23 protein-coding genes are annotated in these 17,870 nt (G+C 54.3%); all 23 read left to right on the forward strand.

Features of this window, described 5'->3' with window-relative positions:
• Positions 1-521, forward strand: a 521-nt coding sequence (locus ACLD3P_RS21435; protein WP_411006730.1) for a glycoside hydrolase family 19 protein, incomplete at its 5' end; no start/stop codon positions are given.
• Complete coding sequence (locus tag ACLD3P_RS21440) at positions 518-1,000, forward strand: lysis protein (RefSeq protein WP_045718183.1); 483 nt, start codon at positions 518-520, stop codon at positions 998-1,000. The genes ACLD3P_RS21435 and ACLD3P_RS21440, both read left to right, overlap by 4 nt.
• A gap of 328 nt (positions 1,001-1,328) precedes the next feature.
• Positions 1,329-1,832: a hypothetical protein gene (locus tag ACLD3P_RS21445; RefSeq protein ID WP_010835731.1), complete on the forward strand. Its 504-nt coding sequence runs from the start codon at positions 1,329-1,331 to the stop codon at positions 1,830-1,832.
• 22 nt (positions 1,833-1,854) lie between these two features.
• The gene (locus ACLD3P_RS21450) at positions 1,855-2,046 is read left to right on the forward strand and encodes a hypothetical protein (RefSeq protein WP_023223569.1); all 192 of its coding nucleotides are present in this window, start codon (positions 1,855-1,857) and stop codon (positions 2,044-2,046) included.
• Between the two features lie 44 nt (positions 2,047-2,090).
• Positions 2,091-2,636: a terminase small subunit gene (locus ACLD3P_RS21455; protein ID WP_001102153.1), complete on the forward strand. Its 546-nt coding sequence runs from the start codon at positions 2,091-2,093 to the stop codon at positions 2,634-2,636.
• Entirely contained in the window at positions 2,608-4,539 is a 1,932-nt protein-coding gene (locus ACLD3P_RS21460; protein WP_000623088.1) for a phage terminase large subunit family protein, read from the forward strand. Before ACLD3P_RS21455 ends, ACLD3P_RS21460 begins: the two co-directional genes overlap by 29 nt.
• A complete protein-coding gene (locus ACLD3P_RS21465; RefSeq protein ID WP_000201415.1) occupies positions 4,523-4,726 on the forward strand; it encodes a phage head-tail joining protein in 204 nt (67 codons plus the stop codon). Before ACLD3P_RS21460 ends, ACLD3P_RS21465 begins: the two co-directional genes overlap by 17 nt.
• A complete protein-coding gene (locus tag ACLD3P_RS21470) occupies positions 4,723-6,303 on the forward strand; it encodes a phage portal protein (RefSeq protein WP_000831821.1) in 1,581 nt (526 codons plus the stop codon). Before ACLD3P_RS21465 ends, ACLD3P_RS21470 begins: the two co-directional genes overlap by 4 nt.
• Complete coding sequence (locus ACLD3P_RS21475) at positions 6,293-7,789, forward strand: S49 family peptidase (RefSeq protein ID WP_023251958.1); 1,497 nt, start codon at positions 6,293-6,295, stop codon at positions 7,787-7,789. The genes ACLD3P_RS21470 and ACLD3P_RS21475 overlap by 11 nt, the downstream gene beginning before the upstream one ends.
• Positions 7,790-7,801: 12 nt before the next feature.
• On the forward strand, positions 7,802-8,149 hold the full coding sequence (locus ACLD3P_RS21480) for a head decoration protein (RefSeq protein ID WP_000011260.1): 348 nt from the start codon (positions 7,802-7,804) through the stop codon (positions 8,147-8,149).
• A 54-nt stretch (positions 8,150-8,203) separates the two neighbouring features.
• Complete coding sequence (locus ACLD3P_RS21485) at positions 8,204-9,232, forward strand: major capsid protein (RefSeq protein WP_000522566.1); 1,029 nt, start codon at positions 8,204-8,206, stop codon at positions 9,230-9,232.
• Between the two features lie 57 nt (positions 9,233-9,289).
• Positions 9,290-9,649: a DNA-packaging protein FI gene (locus tag ACLD3P_RS21490; protein ID WP_023251959.1), complete on the forward strand. Its 360-nt coding sequence runs from the start codon at positions 9,290-9,292 to the stop codon at positions 9,647-9,649.
• A gap of 10 nt (positions 9,650-9,659) precedes the next feature.
• On the forward strand, positions 9,660-10,037 hold the full coding sequence (locus ACLD3P_RS21495) for a head-tail joining protein (protein ID WP_023251960.1): 378 nt from the start codon (positions 9,660-9,662) through the stop codon (positions 10,035-10,037).
• On the forward strand, positions 10,024-10,602 hold the full coding sequence (locus ACLD3P_RS21500; RefSeq protein WP_001534814.1) for a phage tail protein: 579 nt from the start codon (positions 10,024-10,026) through the stop codon (positions 10,600-10,602). Before ACLD3P_RS21495 ends, ACLD3P_RS21500 begins: the two co-directional genes overlap by 14 nt.
• A 43-nt stretch (positions 10,603-10,645) precedes the next feature.
• The gene (locus ACLD3P_RS21505; protein ID WP_000033885.1) at positions 10,646-11,047 is read left to right on the forward strand and encodes a phage minor tail U family protein; all 402 of its coding nucleotides are present in this window, start codon (positions 10,646-10,648) and stop codon (positions 11,045-11,047) included.
• Between the two features lie 7 nt (positions 11,048-11,054).
• Positions 11,055-11,801, forward strand: coding sequence for a phage tail tube protein (locus ACLD3P_RS21510; protein WP_000971954.1), 747 nt, complete (start codon positions 11,055-11,057; stop codon positions 11,799-11,801).
• Between the two features lie 50 nt (positions 11,802-11,851).
• Positions 11,852-12,247, forward strand: a complete 396-nt coding sequence (gene gpG, locus ACLD3P_RS21515) for a phage tail assembly chaperone G (RefSeq protein ID WP_000479607.1) — start codon at positions 11,852-11,854, stop codon at positions 12,245-12,247.
• Complete coding sequence (locus ACLD3P_RS21520; RefSeq protein WP_010989052.1) at positions 12,244-12,582, forward strand: phage tail assembly protein T; 339 nt, start codon at positions 12,244-12,246, stop codon at positions 12,580-12,582. Before gpG ends, ACLD3P_RS21520 begins: the two co-directional genes overlap by 4 nt.
• Positions 12,554-15,595: a phage tail tape measure protein gene (locus ACLD3P_RS21525; RefSeq protein ID WP_052942650.1), complete on the forward strand. Its 3,042-nt coding sequence runs from the start codon at positions 12,554-12,556 to the stop codon at positions 15,593-15,595. The genes ACLD3P_RS21520 and ACLD3P_RS21525 overlap by 29 nt, the downstream gene beginning before the upstream one ends.
• A 2-nt stretch (positions 15,596-15,597) precedes the next feature.
• Positions 15,598-15,927: a phage tail protein gene (locus ACLD3P_RS21530; RefSeq protein WP_000447369.1), complete on the forward strand. Its 330-nt coding sequence runs from the start codon at positions 15,598-15,600 to the stop codon at positions 15,925-15,927.
• Positions 15,928-15,936: 9 nt separating this feature from the next.
• Positions 15,937-16,635 (forward strand): phage minor tail protein L, encoded by a 699-nt coding sequence (locus ACLD3P_RS21535; RefSeq protein ID WP_001152689.1) that lies wholly within the window; start codon positions 15,937-15,939, stop codon positions 16,633-16,635.
• A 6-nt stretch (positions 16,636-16,641) separates the two neighbouring features.
• A complete protein-coding gene (locus tag ACLD3P_RS21540; protein ID WP_000662740.1) occupies positions 16,642-17,379 on the forward strand; it encodes a C40 family peptidase in 738 nt (245 codons plus the stop codon).
• On the forward strand, positions 17,277-17,870 hold a 594-nt coding region (locus ACLD3P_RS21545), incomplete at its 3' end, for a tail assembly protein (RefSeq protein WP_411006731.1). The genes ACLD3P_RS21540 and ACLD3P_RS21545, both read left to right, overlap by 103 nt.

Genomic DNA, 17,870 nt, shown 5'->3' on the forward strand with positions numbered 1-17,870 from the left:
GTATTACTGCACCACTGGATCAGGCCATGTTCATTGCACAAACGGGACATGAATCAGCAGGATTTACTGTTCTGAAGGAAAGCTTTAATTATTCGGTGGAGGCGCTGAAAAAAACGTTTGGTAAACGCCTTACGCCTTATCAGTGCGAAATGCTGGGGCGTATTGATGGTCGCCAGGTTGCCCACCAGCCACAAATAGCCAATCTGGTTTATGGCGGCCGCATGGGTAACAAAGACGCCGGAGATGGCTGGAAGTATCGCGGGCGTGGGCTTATCCAGATTACTGGGCTGGAGAATTACACCAGATGCGGCGTTGCCCTGAAACTGGATCTGGTGGCGAATCCGGGACAGCTTGAGCTGGATCGTCATGCCGCCCGTTCCGCAGCGTGGTTTTTTGTGACTAGAGGGTGTCTGAAATACTCCGGCGACCTGGTACGCGTTACGCAGATCATTAACGGAGGGCAGAACGGCATCGGTGACAGGCGAGAGCGCTTTGAAAAAGCAAAATCGGTGCTGGTATGAATCTGTTACCTGTATTGCTGAAAAAATACTGGTTGCAACTCTCAGTGACTTTGCTGATTGCTGCACTTGCATGGGCAACAGAGCATTACCGCGACAACGCCATTCAGTATAAATCGCAGCGCGATACAGCCAGCCATAGCCTGACACTGGCGAACGCGACAATTACCGACATGACTAAGCGCCAGCGTGACGTTGCTGCCCTTGATGCTAAATACACGAAGGAGTTAGCTGATGCTCAGACCAGGAATACTGATTTGCAGCGCCGCCTTGCTGCTGGTGGCCGGGTGCGCGTCGAAGGGCGATGTTCAGTGCCCACCCGGACCGAAACCGCCAGCACCAGCCGCGTGGGCAATGCTGCCACCGTCGAACTCTCTCCAGGTGCTGGACAAAACGTTCTCAATATCCGCGCCGGAATCATCAGCGACCAGGAAAAACTGAAGTATTTGCAGGAGTACATCCGGACGCAATGTCTGAAATAAAAGACCCGGAGATGGACACCTGCATCTCCGGGCGGAAGACAAACATGTTCAGAATCGTCATTAAAAGCACGCCATGAAATCTTATTTAGTTGTTTCTGGAGACTATAACCAGTGAAATAATCCCCAGATGATTGATGATATAACATAACAAAACATTAGCCAGTCTGACCACTGGCTTTTTTACATCTGTCAACGAGCCCCGGACAAAATGAGCGGACAGAACTGAAACCTGATAACAAGGAAAATTAATGAAGGCAAAATTATTCGTACTGGCCCTGGTATGTATGTCCCTCGCCGGTTGTACAACGCTTTATTATCGGTAATGACTATGCGCCGTATATTAGCCACCGCTGCCGCACTTTGTCTTGGCGGCTGCATTACTGTGTATGGTCCGGTTAAAACGGGCGGGCAGCAACAGCAGGACAGCCAGTCCGGGCAGCAGCCAGGGATGAGCGAACAGATATCAACCTCATTCATCGGTAACCGTAAACCGGATGAGTTGCTGAATGCCGTGGCGCTGTATTTCAGGGAGAAAGCCATCACAGCCAGTGTTAACGACCAGACCACAGGAATTATCGCCGGTACCGGGGATGACCCGGAACTGAGTTCGTTGTATCTGGACTGTTCACTGTTACCGCAGACACAAAATATCCAGGAGCATTACCGTATCGTCGCGCAGGTCTGGAGTGCCGGTGAAGGCAGTAATGTTTCGGTAATGGTGACAGGCACTGCCGGACTGGATACTGCCGACGGTAACGATAAGGTGAAGCCGGTGGAGTGTAAAAGTACCGGGATATTTGAGAAGGATTTGCTGGAACGGTTACGTAAGTAAGCATTACAGCAGGGGCTAATCCGTGGGAGGACATCAATCTTTACGGGTCCTTTCCGGCAGTCAGGGACATTACGGGGCGGCAGCGTCGCAGGATTTCACTCCTTATGAAAATTTTCAGGGAAAAGCCAGATCCGTTCTTCTTATCGTTTATTTCCTGTTTTTAAAGGTTTTTTTAGAAAAAAGAAAGGATCTGCTGGATAACGTTTTTAGTTAAAAACGAAGATCGCAGATCCTTTCCTGTTTCCGGGAGACTTTTCCATGAACGTGAACAAAAAAAAACTGGCTGAAATTTTTGGTTGTGACGTCAGAACTGTCACAGCCTGGCAAAGCCAGGGGCTGCCACTTGTTTCCGGAGGAGGAAAAGGTAACGAAGCAGTGTTCGACACCGCGGCAGCGATTTCATGGTACGCGGAGCGTGATGCGTCTATTGAAAATGAAAAGCTGCGTAAAGAGGTTGATGATTTACGTGCCGCTGCGGAATCAGATCTTAATCCCGGCACCATCGACTATGAGCGCTACCGCCTGACAAAAGCCCAGGCGGATGCGCAGGAACTTAAAAATGCTGAGCGCGAAGGGCTGGTTCTTGAGACCGAATTGTTCACCTACATCCTGCAACGGGTGGCTCAGGAAATAGCAGGGATACTGTCAAGGGTACCGCTGGTATTACAGCGCAAATATCCTGATCTGTGCCAGTCGCACATCGATGTGGTCAGAACGGAAATCGCCAGGGCGTCAGGCAGGGCCGCCACGATAGCGGATGTGGAGAAGTGGACCGATGATTTCCGGAGAGCGCAGGGCGAATAATGCCAACAGAGCCATAACTAACGGGCTGATAGCGCTTCATATTCCCGTACCGCTTACCACCGTGCAGTGGGCTGATGAGTATTACTATCTGCCAAAAGAGTCCTCCTACACCCCCGGCAAATGGGAAACGCTGCCGTTTCAGGTAGCGATAATGAACGCGATGGGGTATGAACTGATCCGCGTTGTAAACCTCATTAAGTCTGCCCGCGTGGGCTATACCAAAATGTTGCTGGGGGTGGAAGGCTATTTCATAGAGCACAAGTCGCGCAACAGCCTGCTGTTCCAGCCGACCGACTCATCCGCTGAGGATTTTATGAAATCCCACGTGGAGCCGACTATCAGGGATGTTCCTGTATTGCTGGAGCTGGCCCCCTGGTTCGGGCGTAAACATCGTGATAACACGCTTACCCTGAAACGCTTTTCTTCCGGTGTCGGGTTCTGGTGCCTCGGCGGTGCAGCAGCCAAAAACTACCGTGAAAAATCGGTGGATGTGGTCTGCTATGACGAATTGTCATCTTTTGAGCCGGATGTCGAGAAAGAAGGTTCGCCGACGCTGCTGGGGGATAAACGTATTGAAGGTTCTGTCTGGCCTAAATCCATTCGGGGCTCCACACCAAAAGTCAAAGGGTCATGCCAGATTGAAAAGGCGGCAAATGAATCGGCGCATTTTATGCGTTTTCATGTACCGTGTCCGCATTGTGGCGAAGAACAGTACCTTAAATTCGGTGATGGCAGTACGCCGTTCGGTCTGAAATGGGAGAAAAGCAAGCCGGAGACGGTGTATTACCTTTGTGAACATAATGGATGCGTGATCCGTCAATCGGAACTTGATCAGAAAGCAGGCCGCTGGATTTGCGATAACACAGGCATGTGGACACGCGATGGACTGGCTTATTTCAGCGCGTCCGGTGAGGAGGTTCCGCCGCCACGATCCATTACCTTTCATATCTGGACGGCTTACAGTCCCTTTACCACCTGGATACAGATTATTTATGACTGGCTGGATGCGCTGAAAGATCCAAATGGTGTGAAAACCTTTATAAATACCACGTTGGGCGAGCCTTATGAAGAGGCGGTGGCCGAAAAACTCAGCCATGAGCTTTTGCTGGAAAAAGTGATTCATTATGCGGCGCCGGTTCCGGAGCGGGTGGTGTATCTGACCGCTGGTATCGACTCCCAGCGTAACCGTTATGAAATGTATGTCTGGGGCTGGGCGCCGGGCGAAGAGGCTTTCCTTATTGATAAGCAAATTATCATGGGACGGCATGATGATGAAGATACCCTGCAGCGTGTGGATGCCGTCATTAATAAAAAATATCGTCATGCTGACGGGACGGATATTTCCATTTCCCGTATCTGCTGGGATATCGGCGGTATCGATGCAGAAATCGTCTATAAACGCTCAAAAAAACACGGCATTTTCCGCGTGCTGCCTGTCAAAGGGGCCTCCGTTTACGGAAAACCCGTTATTACCATGCCTAAAAAACGCAACCAGAGCGGGGTATTCCTGTGCGAAATCGGTACTGATACTGCCAAAGAAATGCTTTACGCCAGAATGGGGGCGGTTACTGCGCCTGCCGACGAAGCCACGCCTTATGCGATCCGCTTTCCGGATAATCCGGATGTTTTTACGGAGGTGGAAGCGAAGCAACTGGTAGCCGAAGAGCTGGTGGAGAAACTGGTTAACGGAAAATTCCGGCTGTTATGGGATGCCAAAGGACGTCGTAACGAAGCGCTGGATTGTCTTGTCTATGCCAGTGCAGCGTTACGGGTGTCTGTGCAGCGCTGGCAACTGGATCTGGAGGCGCTGGCGACATCAAGGAAAAGCGAAGAGCAGGATACCCCGACACTTGAACAACTGGCCGCAATGCTGGCAGGAGGAGTTAATGGCAACAATCACTGAGCTACAGGAAGCCCGCGTCGCGCTGCATGACCTGATGACGGGAAAACGGGTGGCGACGGTTCAGAAAGACGGGCGACGGGTTGAATTTACCGCGACATCGGTAGGGGATCTGAAAAAATATGTCGCGGAACTTGAGGCGTCACTGTGCAATGGTCGCCGCCGGGCACCTGTGGGGGTGAGACTGTGAAGCGCACCCCGGTTCTGGTGGATGTTCACGGCACGCCGCTGCGGGAAAGTCTGGGATACACCGGCGGGGGGATCGGTTTCGGCGGACAGATGGCTGACTGGATGCCCCCGGCGGAAAGCGTGGATGCCGCGCTGCTGCCTTCGTTGCGCCTCGGCAATGCGCGGGCTGATGATCTGGTCCGTAATAATGGTATTGCAGCAAATGCGGTGGCGCTGCACAAGGATCATATTGTCGGACACCTGTTTCTTATCAGCTATCGTCCAAACTGGCGCTATCTTGGTATGCGTGAGAGCGCAGCGAAGAGTTTTGTGGATGAGGTTGAAGCTGCATGGACAGAATATTGCGATGGTATTTTTGGCGAAATGGATGCCGAGGGGAAGCGTACTTTTACAGAGTTCATCCGTGAAGGCGTGGGCGTTCACGCCTTTAATGGTGAAATTTTTCTCCAGCCTGTCTGGGACGCTGAAACCACGCAGGTTTTCCGTACCCGATTCAAGGCTGTCAGTCCGAAACGGGTGGACACGCCGGGGTATGCCCGCGGAAACCGCCAGCTTCGCGCAGGAGTGGAAACGGACCGGAATGGAAAAGCCCTCGCCTATCATGTCTGTGATGATGACTGGCCGGTGGCTGGTGGGGAACGCTGGACCCGTATTCCTCGTTTTCTGCCGTCTGGACGACCCGCGATGTTACATATTTTCGAGCCGGTTGAGGACGGACAGACGCGCGGTGCCAATCAGTTTTACAGTGTGATGGAGCGGCTGAAGATGCTTGATACCCTGCAGGCAACGCAGCTTCAGTCCGCGATTGTCAAAGCCATGTACGCCGCCACGATAGAAAGCGAACTCGATTCCGAGAAAGCCTTTGAATACATCACGGCGGCAGATAACAAAGATACGCCCCTTGTTAACATGCTGGCAAATTATGCCCGCTATTACAGTACCAACAGTATCAAACTGGGCGGTGTAAAAATTCCCCACCTGTACCCGGGTGATGAGCTGAATCTGCAGACTGCGCAGGATTCCGATAATGGCTTTTCAGCGCTGGAGCAGGCGCTGCTCCGGTATATTGCCGCCGGGCTGGGGGTCTCTTATGAGCAGCTTTCGCGTGATTATTCTCAGGTCAGCTATTCCAGCGCCCGCGCATCTGCCAATGAGTCCTGGCGCTATTTCCTGGGGCGGCGCCGGTTCATTGCCGGACGGCTGGCGACACAAATGTTTTCCTGCTGGCTGGAGGAGGCGCTGATACGGGGAGTTATCCGGGCACCCCGGGCCAGGTTTTCCTTCTGGGAGGCCCGATCCAGCTGGAGCCGCTCGGAGTGGATTGGTGCCGGACGTATGGCGATTGACGGACTCAAGGAGGTTCAGGAATCCGTGATGCGTATTGAGGCCGGGCTGAGTACCTATGAAAAAGAACTCGCCATTATGGGCGAGGATTACCAGGAGATATTCCGCCAGCAGGTCAGGGAATCCGAAGAACGGCGGGCAGCCGGACTTTCGCGTCCGGTATGGATCACCGATACCTATCAACAACAGATCGCGGCGAGCCGTCAGACGGAGGAGGAAAAGCGTGCAACGTAATCTCCCGCACATCATCAGCCAGGCAACCAGTGCTCCGTTGCTGCTTGAACCCGCCTATGCGCGGGTTTTCTTTTGCGCGCTGGGCAGGGAGTCAGGCATTAACAGCCTGCACATTCCCGGTAATAACGAAAGTCTGGATCAGTCGGATATGGCACTGGTCACAGGCGATTTTATGGCGACCGGAAAGCCGCAGGCACGTTTTTATCAGGTAGTGAACGGTATTGCGGTATTACCCGTGACCGGAACACTGGTTCATAAACTCGGCGGAATGCGTCCCTTTTCAGGGATGACCGGCTATGACGGTATCACTGCCCGGCTACAACAGGCGGTTTCAGATCCGGAGGTAAAAGGCATTCTGCTGGATATTGACAGTCCAGGCGGTCAGGCTGCCGGGGCGTTTGACTGTGCTGACATGATTTGCCGGATGCGCGAACAGAAACCTGTCTGGGCACTGGCAAATGAAACAGCCTGTTCGGCGGCCATGTTGCTGGCGGCAGCCTGTTCGCACCGTCTTGTGACCCAGACGTCCAGAATGGGATCAATTGGTGTGGTGATGGCGCATACCAGCTACGCCGAAAAACTGAAACAGGAAGGGATCGATATCACCCTTATCTATTCTGGCGCACACAAGGCTGATCTGACGCCCAGCCAGAAATTACCGGAAAGCGTCCATGCCGACTACCAGCAGCGAATGGACGAGGCCAGAAAGATGTTTGCAGAAAAAGTGGCCCGGTACACGGGGTTGTCTGTCGATGCGGTAATGGCGACGGAGGCGGCAGTGTATGACGGGCAGGCCATTATCACTACCGGACTGGCAGATGGAATGGTGAATGCTGCTGACGCCATCGGCGTGATGGCAGAAGCTATCAACAGTAACAAGACAGGAGGCACTATGCCTGAATTAAGTGCAGCTGACGCTGTCACGCAGGAAAACCAGCGCGTAATGGGAATTCTGGGTTGCCCGGAGGCCAGGGGGCATGAGGCACTGGCACAGATGCTGGCCGGGCAGCCGGGAATGAGCGTTGCTCAGGCGAAGTCTATTCTGGCTGCCGCCGCGCCGGCGGACACGATCAGCACCGCTGACCGTATCCTTGCCCTGGAAGAAGCTGGTGGTCGGGAAACACTCGCACAGACACTGGCGGCCATGCCAGAGATGACGGTGGAACAGGCCAGAACCATTCTGGCAGCATCGCCGATCGCTGCGGCAACGTCACTTCATGATGCCGTGATGGCGCTTGATGAGGCGAAAGGCCGTGAAGAGTTGGCGGAAAAACTGGCTGTCATGCCTGGTATGACCACAGATCAGGCCCGTGACCTGCTGGCTGCCGCGCCGGACAAATCCGGTAATGCGGGGCTGAGCATGAACAACGCATTTGATGCTTTCATGCAGTCTCATTCCCCGGGCCCCGTATCCGGCGGCAAAGGCCACAGTAATGATACCGAAACGACGTTGTTGATGAGTATTCCCGGTACTTCAGCCACCTGATAAGGAGACAGCATGTCATTTACCACCACTATTGAGAAACGTGCGGATAACCGCATTTTCGCCGGTAACGATCCGGCACATACCGCAACGGGAGTCAGCGGGATAACGGCGGCCACACCGATGCTGACGCCCCTGATGCTGGATGATACCACCGGGAAACTGGTGGCCTGGGACGGGCAGAAGGCCGGAACGGCGGTCGGGGTTCTGGCCCTTGAGCTGGACGGGTCGGAAAACCTGCTGACGTACTGGAAGAGCGGCACCTTTGCCACAGAATCACTGGCATGGCCGAAGAGTGTGGATGCCATTAAGCAGGCAAATGCATTCGCCGGAAGCGCCGTCAGTCACGCCGCTTTACCGTAATAAGAAGGCCGCGAAGCGGCCTTTATCGTATTTAACGTCCGGAGGACACCATTTATGGGATTGTTTACCACCCGCCAGTTGCTGGGTTATACCGAGCAGAAAGTTAAATTTAACCCACTCTTCCTGAGCCTGTTTTTTCGCCGTACTGTGACATTTCCTACCCAGGAAGTCATGCTGGACAAAATTACCGGAAAAACACCGATTGCCGCTTATGTATCTCCGGTGGTAGGAGGGAAGGTTCTGCGTAACCGCGGCGGGGAAACGCGCGTACTGCGTCCGGGGTATGTCAAACCGAAGCATGAAGTTAACTATGCGCAGGTTGTTGAGCGTCTGCCGGGTGAAGACCCGGCCAGGCTTAACGATCCGGCCTACCGTCGTCTGCGCATTCTGACCGATAACCTGAAGCAGGAAGAGAAGGCCATCGTCCAGGTGGAGGAGATGCAGGCCGTCAGTGCGGTGCTGAACGGGAAATACACCATGCAGGGCGAGCAGTTTGACACCGTGGAGGTGGATTTTGGTCGCTCAGCCGGGAATAACATTATTCAGGCCACAGGTAAAAAATGGTCAGAGCAGGACAGGGAAACCTTTGACCCAACTTATGATCTGGATATGTACTGCGACCAGGCATCCGGTCTGATCAATATTGCCGTGATGGACGGGAAAGTCTGGCGTCTGCTGAATGGCTTTAAGCTGTTCCGTGAAAAACTGGATACACGCCGCGGTTCAAATTCTCAGCTGGAAACGGCGGTGAAGGACCTTGGGGCTGTGGTGTCGTTCAAGGGGTATTACGGAGATTTGGCCATTGTGGTGGCTAAAACATCCTATGTTGCTGATAACGGGACCGAAAAGCGTTACCTGCCTGAAGGGACTCTGGTTCTGGGAAATACGGCGGCAGAAGGTATCCGCTGCTATGGTGCCATTCAGGATTCACAGGCGCTCGCGGAGGGTATTGTTGCCGCCACCCGTTATCCCAAACACTGGCTGACGGTGGGGGACCCGGCGAATGAATATACCATGACGCAGTCTGCGCCGCTGATGGTCCTGCCGGACCCGGATGAGTTTGTCATTGTCACTGTCGGTTAAGCATCCCAAAAGGCCTGATTCAGGCCTTTATTGTTACAAATTGCGGGAGGATTTTTTATGGCAACAAAAGAAGAGAATATACAGCGTCTGCGGGAGCTTGCGACGCGGCTTGGACGTGATCCGGATGTGTCCGGGAGCGCCGCTGAACTCAGCCAGCGTGTCATGGAATGGGAAGAGGAAGCGGAGGCGGAGCGTTTGTCTGTTGTGGAAAATGACAGTGATGAACCCATAGTGCCGTCCGGGATCGGGCAAAGATCCGAACGGGTACTTATCAGGGCGCTTCGTACACTACACATCTGCGCCATCGATCCGGACAGTAACCGGGAACTGGATATAGTTATGGCGGGGAACCCGGCGCGCATTTCGCAACACGATGTGGACGAGCTTATTGCTGCAGGACTTATTATTGAACTGTAAGGGTGGCGATATGTCGCAGTCCGAAAACCTGTTTGATACCGCGATTTCTCAGGCTGATGATGCCATCCTCAAGGTGATGGGAACGGTAGCAACAATAACCTCTGGCGTTCTGGCAGGGGCCACGCTTACGGGCGTATTTGACGATCCTGAAAGTATGTCGTATGCCGCCGGAGGTGTCCGGATTGAGGGGGACAAGCCTACATTTTTTGTCAAAACATCCCTGACAGTCCATCTGAAGCGCCCGGACACACTAACCATTCTCGGTGACACCTTCTGGGTGGATCGCATCACTCCGGCTGGTGGAGACAGCAGTATTATTCTGCTGGGCAGGGGGACGCCGCCGACGGATAACCGGCGCAGGACGGGAGGTATGTATGAAAGGGCTTGAAAATGCGATCCGGAATCTGAATAGCCTTGACCGACAGATGGTTCCCCGGGCCAGTATCTGGGCTGTGAATCGCGTGGCGCAGAAAGCTGTTTCAGTGGCAACCCGTAAGGTGGCGCGGGAGACTGTCGCCGGAGATAACCAGGTAAGAGGACTTCCGCTGAAGCTGGTTCGCCAGAGGGTGAGGTTATTTAAAGCCGGTACAGACGGTAAACGCTCTGCCCGGATACGGATTAACCGGGGAAACCTTCCCGCCATAAAGTTGGGCGCTGCACAGGTCAGGATGAGCAAACGGAGGGGCAAACTGCTGTATCGCGGAAGTGTGCTTAAAATCGGGCCATATCTGTTCCGGGATGCCTTTATTCAGCAACTGGCTAACGGACGCTGGCATGTTATGCGACGCGTTAACGGGAAAAACCGTTATCCAATCGATGTAGTGAAAATTCCTCTTTCCGGACCATTGACTCAGGCATTCGAAAGCGCCACACAAAGCTTGATTGACGAGGAAATGCCGAAGCAACTGGGGTATGCCCTGAAACAACAACTGAGGCTTTATCTTTCACGTTGACTGCTCCCCGGCCTGAAGGCCGGGGAGGAAAGGAGGCATTCTGATGAGCAAACACACATTAATCCGCCGGGCCGTTCTGGAAAAGCTGGAATCCGTGACTGGCGCACCTGTCACTCTTTTTGATGGACTTCCTGCTTTCGTAGAACAGGAAGATTTACCCGCAATAGCTGTCTGGCTGACAGACGCACAGTATACAGGCCTTATGACCGATGAGGATGACTGGCAGGCTACTCTCCATACGGCAGTTTTTTTGAGGGCTCAGGCTCCTGATACAGAGCTTGATATCTGGATGGAAGAAAAAATCTTTCCTGCGCTGGAAGAGGTTAGTGGTCTGGAGCGCCTTATCGATACCATGACCCCGCTGGGTTATGACTACCAGCGTGACAGCGAAATGGCAACGTGGGGGATGGCAGAAATTACTTACCGGATCACCTATACCAACTGAGGAGGATATGATGGGAACACCAAACCCACTGGTAAAAACGAAAGGCGCCGGAACCACATTCTGGCTGTATACCGGCAGCGGCGATGCGTTTAAAAATCCACTGGCTGATGATGACTGGCTGCGACTGGCAGGTATTAAGGATCTGCAGCCCGGAGAAATGAGTGCAGATGCGGAAGACGATGACTATCTTGATGATGAAAATGCCGACTGGAAAAGCACTACGCAGGGGCAGAAAAGCGTCGGTGACACCACGGCCACGCTGGCCTGGAAACCCGGTGAGACCGGACAGAAAAAACTGGTTGAGCTGTTTGACACCGGCGAAGTTCGCGCCTTCCGTATCAGGTATCCTAACGGGACGGTTGATGTGTTCCGCGGCTGGCTGAGTTCACTGGGTAAAACCGTGACGTCCAAAGAGGTGATGACACGCAGCGTAAAAATCACCGGCGTCGGGCGTCCTTCTCTTGCGGAGGAGGATACACCTGACGTAGTCAGCGTATCCGGCGTGACCGTTGCGCCGGCCAGTGCCACGGTGGCTGCCGGAGCCACCACCACGCTGACATTTACGGTAAAACCTGATAACGCGTCAGATAAAACGCTGCAGGTTGCGACCGCCGATCCGCTGATCGCCACCGTCACGCTGAAGGATAATGTGGCCACGGTTAAAGGCGTGAAGGCGGGCAGCGTGAATATTGTTGGCATCAGCAGTGACGGCAGTCTTGTCGCGGTGGCAGCAGTGACAGTGACGGCGTCATAACCCTCTCTTATCAGTCCGCCCCGGTTCCGGGGCTTCTATGGAAAATCATCATGTTTCTCAATACAGACACCTTTAACTACGGTGGGCATTCCATCGTGCTCAGTGAGCTTTCTGCCCTGCAACGTGTGGATTATCTGAAGTTTATTCAGCAGCGGACGGCAGACTATGACGCACAGCCTGAAACCCTGACGGAAGCAGAGCGTCAGACAGAATTTATGCAGATGGGGGTGGATATTAATGCATGGCTGGTATCCCGCTCCCTGTGTGAAAGCAAAAAAGAGGAGGAGGCCCGCGCCCTGTATGAGTCCGTCAGACTGGAATGGTCTTATGAGGCGCTGGGACGTGGCGCTGATATGGTTCTGTCCCTGAGTGGTATGCGTCTTCCGGCATCGCAGGAAGACGACAGCGGGAGTGAAAAGGACACGACCACGCCGGAAAAGTCCTGAACCGGGAGCTGGCGTTTGTGATGCGGCTCGCGCGTGAGTTCCGGCGACCAGACTGGCGGCAGATGCTGGCGGAAATGAGTGCGACAGAGCTGGGTGAGTGGGCGGAGCATTTCGGGAAGAACAGCTTCAGTGACATGTTGCTGGATGCGGAGTTTGCAACGCTGAAATCGCTGATTTCCGGACTGGTTACAGGCACGCATCACGATGCAGAAATGTTCAGCCTGATCACTGATCCTGAGTCGTTGCACGAAAAAACGGATGATGAACTGATGATCCTGGGCGAAGGTATTACCGGAGGTGTCCGCTATGGACCAGATAGCGAACCTGGTCATTGATTTAAGTATCGACAGCGCAGAGTTCCGAAACGAAGTTCCGCGCATTAAAAAATTGCTGAACGATGCGGCTGGTGACTCAGAACGTTCAGCGGCCCGGATGCAGCGTTTTCTGGATAAGCAGACGGAGGCGACGCGCCGGACGTCCGCCAGTCTGGAGCAAGTGACTGCCAGCAGTACCGCGTACAGTTCCGCTGTGGAGAAAAGCGCAGCGGCCAGTACGCGTCTGGCGGCGGATGTGGATCAGACGCGACAGCGGGTGGAGGCACTGGGAAGGAAACTGCGTGAGGAACAGGCGCAGTCAGCGGCTGTGGCGGCAGCACAGGACAGGACAAGTGCTGCTTTTTACCGCCAGATTGACAGTGTAAAACAGTTAAGCGGTGGTCTGCAGGAGCTGCAGCGTATCCAGGCGCAGGTACGACAGGCGAAAGGACGCGGAGATATCTCACAGGGCGATTATCTGGCGCTGGTGTCTGAAACCGCCAGGAAGACCCGTGAGCTTACCGATGCCGAAGCGCTGGCCACGCAGAAAAAAGCACAGTTTATACGCCGCCTGAAAGAGCAGACGACGGTACAGGGCCTCTCCCGTACCGAGCTGCTGCGGGTGAAGGCGGCTGAACTGGGTGTCAGCAGCGCCGCAGATATTTATATCCGTAAACTGGAGCGTACCGGAACTGCCACCCATACGCTAGGACTGAAAAGCGCTGCTGCCCGTCGTGAACTGGGCGTGCTGGCTGGTGAGCTGGCCCGTGGGAATTTCGGGGCACTGCGGGGAAGTGGTATTACGCTCGCTAACCGCGCCGGGTGGATCGAGCAACTGATGTCTCCGAAGGGCATGATGCTCGGCGGGCTGGCTGGCGGCGTGGCTGCTGCTGTTTACGGGCTGGGCAAGGCCTACTATGAAGGCGCTAAGGAAAGCGAGACGTTCAATAAACAGCTTATTCTGACCGGGAGTTATGCCGGAAAAACCACAGGCCAGCTTAATGCGATGGCGAAGTCGCTCGCCGGAAATGGCGTCACGCAGCACGACGCTGCAGGCGTGCTGGCACAGGTGGTCGGTAGCGGAGCGTTTACCGGGCAGGCAGTGGCAATGGTATCCCGTACCGCGACCAGAATGCAGGAAAACGTTGGACAATCAGTGGATGAAACCATCCGCCAGTTTAAACGCCTGCGGGATGATCCGGTGAATGCGGCGAAAGAACTGGACAGGACACTGCATTTTCTGACAGCCACCCAGCTTGAACAAATCAGGGTACTGGGTGAGCAGGGAAGAGTGGCTGATGCCGCGAAAATTGCCATGTCCGCGTATTCGGAAGAAATGAATAAGCGGATGGGGGACGTACACGACAATCTGGGCTGGATTGAAAGAGCATGGAATGCTGTCGGTGATGCGGCGAAGTGGGCATGGGATCGGATGCTGGATATCGGGCGGGAAGACACGCTCGATGAAAAGATCGCGACACTGCAGGAAAAAATCGCGCGCGACAGAAAAACGCCCTGGACGGTGTCTTCCTCCCAGACTGAATACGATCAGCAGCAGCTGAACGAACTTCAGGAACAGAAACGCCAGAAGGACCTGCTGGATGCGAAGGCGCAGGCAGAGCGTAATTATCAGGAAACGCAGAAACGTCGGAACGAGCAGAACGCCGCGCTGAACCGGGATAATGAAACTGAATCCCTGCGGCACCAACGGGAGGTGGCGCGCATTACCGCCATGCAGTATGCCGATGCTGCTGTACGCAATGCCGCACTGGAGCGCGAAAATGAACGTCATAAAAAGGCGTTGTCACAACAGGCGAAAAAGCCAAAGACTTACCACAACGACGAGGCCAGGCGACTGCTTTTGCAGTACAGCCAGCAACAGGCGCAGACTGAAGGGCAGATTGCCGCCGCGAAGCTTTCCACGACCGAAAAAATGACGGAAGCGCATAAGCAGCTTTTGTCATTTCAGCAGCGCATCGCTGATTTGTCCGGTAAAAAACTGACGGCGGATGAACAAAGCGTACTGGCACATAAGGATGAAATTGCGCTTGCGCTACAGAAGCTGGATATCTCACAACAGGATTTGCAACACCAGAATGCCCTTAATGAACTGAAGAAAAAGACGCTCACATTAACCAGCCAGCTCGCTGACGAAGAATCCCGCGTCAGGCAGCAGCACGCAATGGTGCTGGCCACAATGGGTATGGGCGATCAGCAACGAGGCCGGTACGAAGAGCGTCTGAAAATTCAGCAGCGCTACCAGGAACAACTGGAGCAGCTTAAGCGCGACAGTAAGGCAAAGGGAACATACGGTTCTGACGAATATCGTCAGGCTGAGCAGGCGCTGAAGGGCAGTCTCAATCGCCGGCTGGCTGAGTGGGCTGAGTACAATGCGAAAGTGGATGCTGCGCAGGGAGACTGGACTCTGGGGGCGTCGCGTGCGCTGGATAACTTTATGGCGCAGGGCAGCAACGTGGCGGGCGCAACGGAGCAAATGTTCACATCGGCATTCAACAGTATGGGCGACGGGCTGGCGACGTTCGTTACCACTGGAAAACTAAACTTTAAATCTTTCACCGCATCCATCGTGTCAGATCTGGCAAAAATTTCAGCACGTATGGCAATGATGCAGGCTGTAAAGGGAATCGGATCTGCTCTGGGATTTGGTGTGACAGCCAATGCGACTGGTGGAGTTTATCAGTCTTCTGAACTGAGCCGATACAGCGGCAGCATTGTTAATCGCCCGACATTTTTTGCTTTTGCCAAAGGTGCCGGGGTGATGGGCGAGGCAGGACCGGAGGCAATATTACCACTTCGTCGTGGTGCTGACGGTAAGCTGGGTGTCGTGGCAGCCGGTTCAGGAGGGATGGCTATGTTTGCGCCTGAGTACAACATTGAAATCCACAACGACGCCGGCAACGGACAGATTGGTCCGCAGGCATTACAGGCCGTATATAACATTGGAAAAAAAGCCGCCATTGATTTCTGGCAACAGCAGTCGCGTGACGGGGGTATTGCTGGAGGAGGGCGATAACAATGGAAACATTTAACTGGAAGATCCGCCCTGATATGACAGTGGAATCAGAACCAAAAGTCACCTCCATAAAACTGGGTGACGGGTATGAACAACGGCGTCCAGCCGGGCTGAACAACCATCTGGCGAAGTATAACGTAACGGTCCGGATTCGTAAGGGAGAACATCAGAACCTTGAGGCATTTTTATCCCGCCACGGTGGAGTGAAATCCTTTCTCTGGACGCCGCCTTATACCTGGACACAAATTCGGGTGATTTGCCGCAAATGGTCGATTAACGTTGGCTCTCTTTGGGTGACTGTGACCACGACTTTTGAACAGGTTGTTATCTGAGGAGGAGTGATGCAGGACATTTCGCAGGATACGCTGAACGAATCCGCTAAACTGGCGCAGTCCGCCAGGATCACTTTGTGGGAAATCGATCTGACACAGTCTGGCGGTGATCGTTATTTTTTTTGTAACGAGGCAAATGAAAAGGGGGAGGCGGTTACCTGGCAGGGACGGAAATATGACGTTTATCCTGTAGACGGTTGCGGATTTGAAATGAACGGCAAAGGCGCAGCTGCGCGCCCGTCACTGAAGGTATCCAATCTTTACGGTATGGTGACCGGAATGGTGGAGGATTTGCATAGCCTGGTTGGGGCGACGGTCATCCGCAGGATAGTGTATGCCCGGTTTCTCGATGCCGTGAATTTTCAAAACGGCAACCAGGAGGCTGACCCGGAGCAGGAATCCGTAAGCCGATGGGTGATCGAGCAGTGCAGTGATCTGACGGCGGTAAGTGCGACATTTGTCCTGGCAACACCGACTGAAACGGACGGATGTGTCTTCCCCGGGCGAATTATGCTGGCCAATACCTGTACATGGATATACCGCTCTGACGAATGTGGTTATACGGGACCAGCTGTCGCAGATGAATTTGATAACCCTACCGCCGATCCGGCAAAAGATGCCTGCAGCCGCTGCGCCCGGGGATGCGCCCTGCGTAACAATACCGGAAACTTTGGCGGTTTCCTCTCCATTAATAAACTTTCACAGTAAATCATCATGAAAGAACAGGATATTCTGGCGCACGCCAGACGGTGTGCGCCTGCGGAGTCGTGCGGCTTCGTGGTGAGAACACAGGCGGGAGAACGGTATCTCCCCTGTGTGAATATTTCTGCCGCGCCGGAGGATTATTTCCGTATGGCGCCGGAGGACTGGCTGAGGGCTGAAACGCAGGGGGATATTGTGGCGCTGGTTCACAGCCATCCTGGCGGCCAGCCGTATCTGAGCGATGTGGACCGCAGGCTGCAGGTTCAAAGCGACCTGCCGTGGTGGCTGGTATGCGCCGGCCAGGTACATAAATTCCGCTGTGTGCCACACCTGACCGGACGACAGTTTAAACATGGGGTTTTTGACTGTTACACGCTGTTCCGTGATGCCTATCATCTGGCGGGGATTGATATGCCGGATTTTCACCGGGACGACGACTGGTGGCGGCATGGTGACAATCTCTATCTGGATAATCTGGAGACGACGGGATTTTACCGTGTCAGCGCAGCCAGTGCGCAGCCCGGCGACGTGCTGATTTGCTGCTTTGGCTCCTCCGTTCCGAACCACGCAGCGATTTACTGCGGCGACGGAGAGCTGCTGCACCATATTCCTGAACAACTGAGTAAACGTGAGAGGTATACCGACAAATGGCAACGACGCACGCACTCCATCTGGCGACACCGGGCATGGCGCGAATTTGCCTTTACGGGGATCTGCAACGATTTTGCCGCCGCGTCAGCCTGCAGGTAGCCAGTGGTGCTGAAGCTGTCCGGGCACTGGCGGTACAGTTGCCCGGTCTCCGGCAGAAACTGAACGACGGCTGGTATCAGGTACGCATAGCCGGAGCCGATGTTACGGCTGATACCCTGACAACCAGCCTGCATGACCCGCTGCCGCCTGGCGCGGTGATTCATATTGTGCCGCGTCTGGCCGGGGCCAAATCTGGCGGGGTGTTTCAGGCGGTGCTTGGTGCGGCGCTGATTGCCGTTGCCTGGTGGAACCCGGCAGGCTGGCTGGGAGCGGCGGCGGTATCCGGCATGTATATGACCGGGGCGTCGATGATTCTGGGCGGTGTGGCGCAGATGCTGGCACCAAAACCCAAAATGTCCGAAATGAGGCAGACCGATAACGGCAGGCAGAACACGTATTTCTCGTCGCTGGATAATATGGTTGCCAACGGTAACACGTTGCCGGTGCTGTACGGCGAGATGCAGGTGGGGTCACGCGTGATTTCCCAGGAA

The sequence above is a fragment of the Salmonella sp. 741265073_HBA genome (genome assembly GCF_046569105.1).
Classification (GTDB): Bacteria; Pseudomonadota; Gammaproteobacteria; order Enterobacterales; family Enterobacteriaceae; genus Salmonella; species Salmonella enterica.

Excerpts from the sequence above, each read along its gene's own strand:
- ACLD3P_RS21440 (WP_045718183.1), top strand. The coding sequence starts at position 518 with ATGAATCTGTTACCTGTATTGCTGAAAAAATACTGGTTGCAACTCTCA.
- ACLD3P_RS21445 (WP_010835731.1), top strand. The coding sequence starts at position 1,329 with ATGCGCCGTATATTAGCCACCGCTGCCGCACTTTGTCTTGGCGGCTGC.
- ACLD3P_RS21455 (WP_001102153.1), top strand. The coding sequence starts at position 2,091 with ATGAACGTGAACAAAAAAAAACTGGCTGAAATTTTTGGTTGTGACGTC.
- ACLD3P_RS21460 (WP_000623088.1), top strand. The coding sequence starts at position 2,608 with ATGATTTCCGGAGAGCGCAGGGCGAATAATGCCAACAGAGCCATAACT.
- ACLD3P_RS21465 (WP_000201415.1), top strand. The coding sequence starts at position 4,523 with ATGGCAACAATCACTGAGCTACAGGAAGCCCGCGTCGCGCTGCATGAC.
- ACLD3P_RS21480 (WP_000011260.1), top strand. The coding sequence starts at position 7,802 with ATGTCATTTACCACCACTATTGAGAAACGTGCGGATAACCGCATTTTC.
- ACLD3P_RS21485 (WP_000522566.1), top strand. The coding sequence starts at position 8,204 with ATGGGATTGTTTACCACCCGCCAGTTGCTGGGTTATACCGAGCAGAAA.
- ACLD3P_RS21490 (WP_023251959.1), top strand. The coding sequence starts at position 9,290 with ATGGCAACAAAAGAAGAGAATATACAGCGTCTGCGGGAGCTTGCGACG.
- ACLD3P_RS21495 (WP_023251960.1), top strand. The coding sequence starts at position 9,660 with ATGTCGCAGTCCGAAAACCTGTTTGATACCGCGATTTCTCAGGCTGAT.
- ACLD3P_RS21500 (WP_001534814.1), top strand. The coding sequence starts at position 10,024 with ATGAAAGGGCTTGAAAATGCGATCCGGAATCTGAATAGCCTTGACCGA.
- ACLD3P_RS21505 (WP_000033885.1), top strand. The coding sequence starts at position 10,646 with ATGAGCAAACACACATTAATCCGCCGGGCCGTTCTGGAAAAGCTGGAA.
- ACLD3P_RS21510 (WP_000971954.1), top strand. The coding sequence starts at position 11,055 with ATGATGGGAACACCAAACCCACTGGTAAAAACGAAAGGCGCCGGAACC.
- gpG (WP_000479607.1), top strand. The coding sequence starts at position 11,852 with ATGTTTCTCAATACAGACACCTTTAACTACGGTGGGCATTCCATCGTG.
- ACLD3P_RS21525 (WP_052942650.1), top strand. The coding sequence starts at position 12,554 with ATGGACCAGATAGCGAACCTGGTCATTGATTTAAGTATCGACAGCGCA.
- ACLD3P_RS21530 (WP_000447369.1), top strand. The coding sequence starts at position 15,598 with ATGGAAACATTTAACTGGAAGATCCGCCCTGATATGACAGTGGAATCA.
- ACLD3P_RS21535 (WP_001152689.1), top strand. The coding sequence starts at position 15,937 with ATGCAGGACATTTCGCAGGATACGCTGAACGAATCCGCTAAACTGGCG.
- ACLD3P_RS21540 (WP_000662740.1), top strand. The coding sequence starts at position 16,642 with ATGAAAGAACAGGATATTCTGGCGCACGCCAGACGGTGTGCGCCTGCG.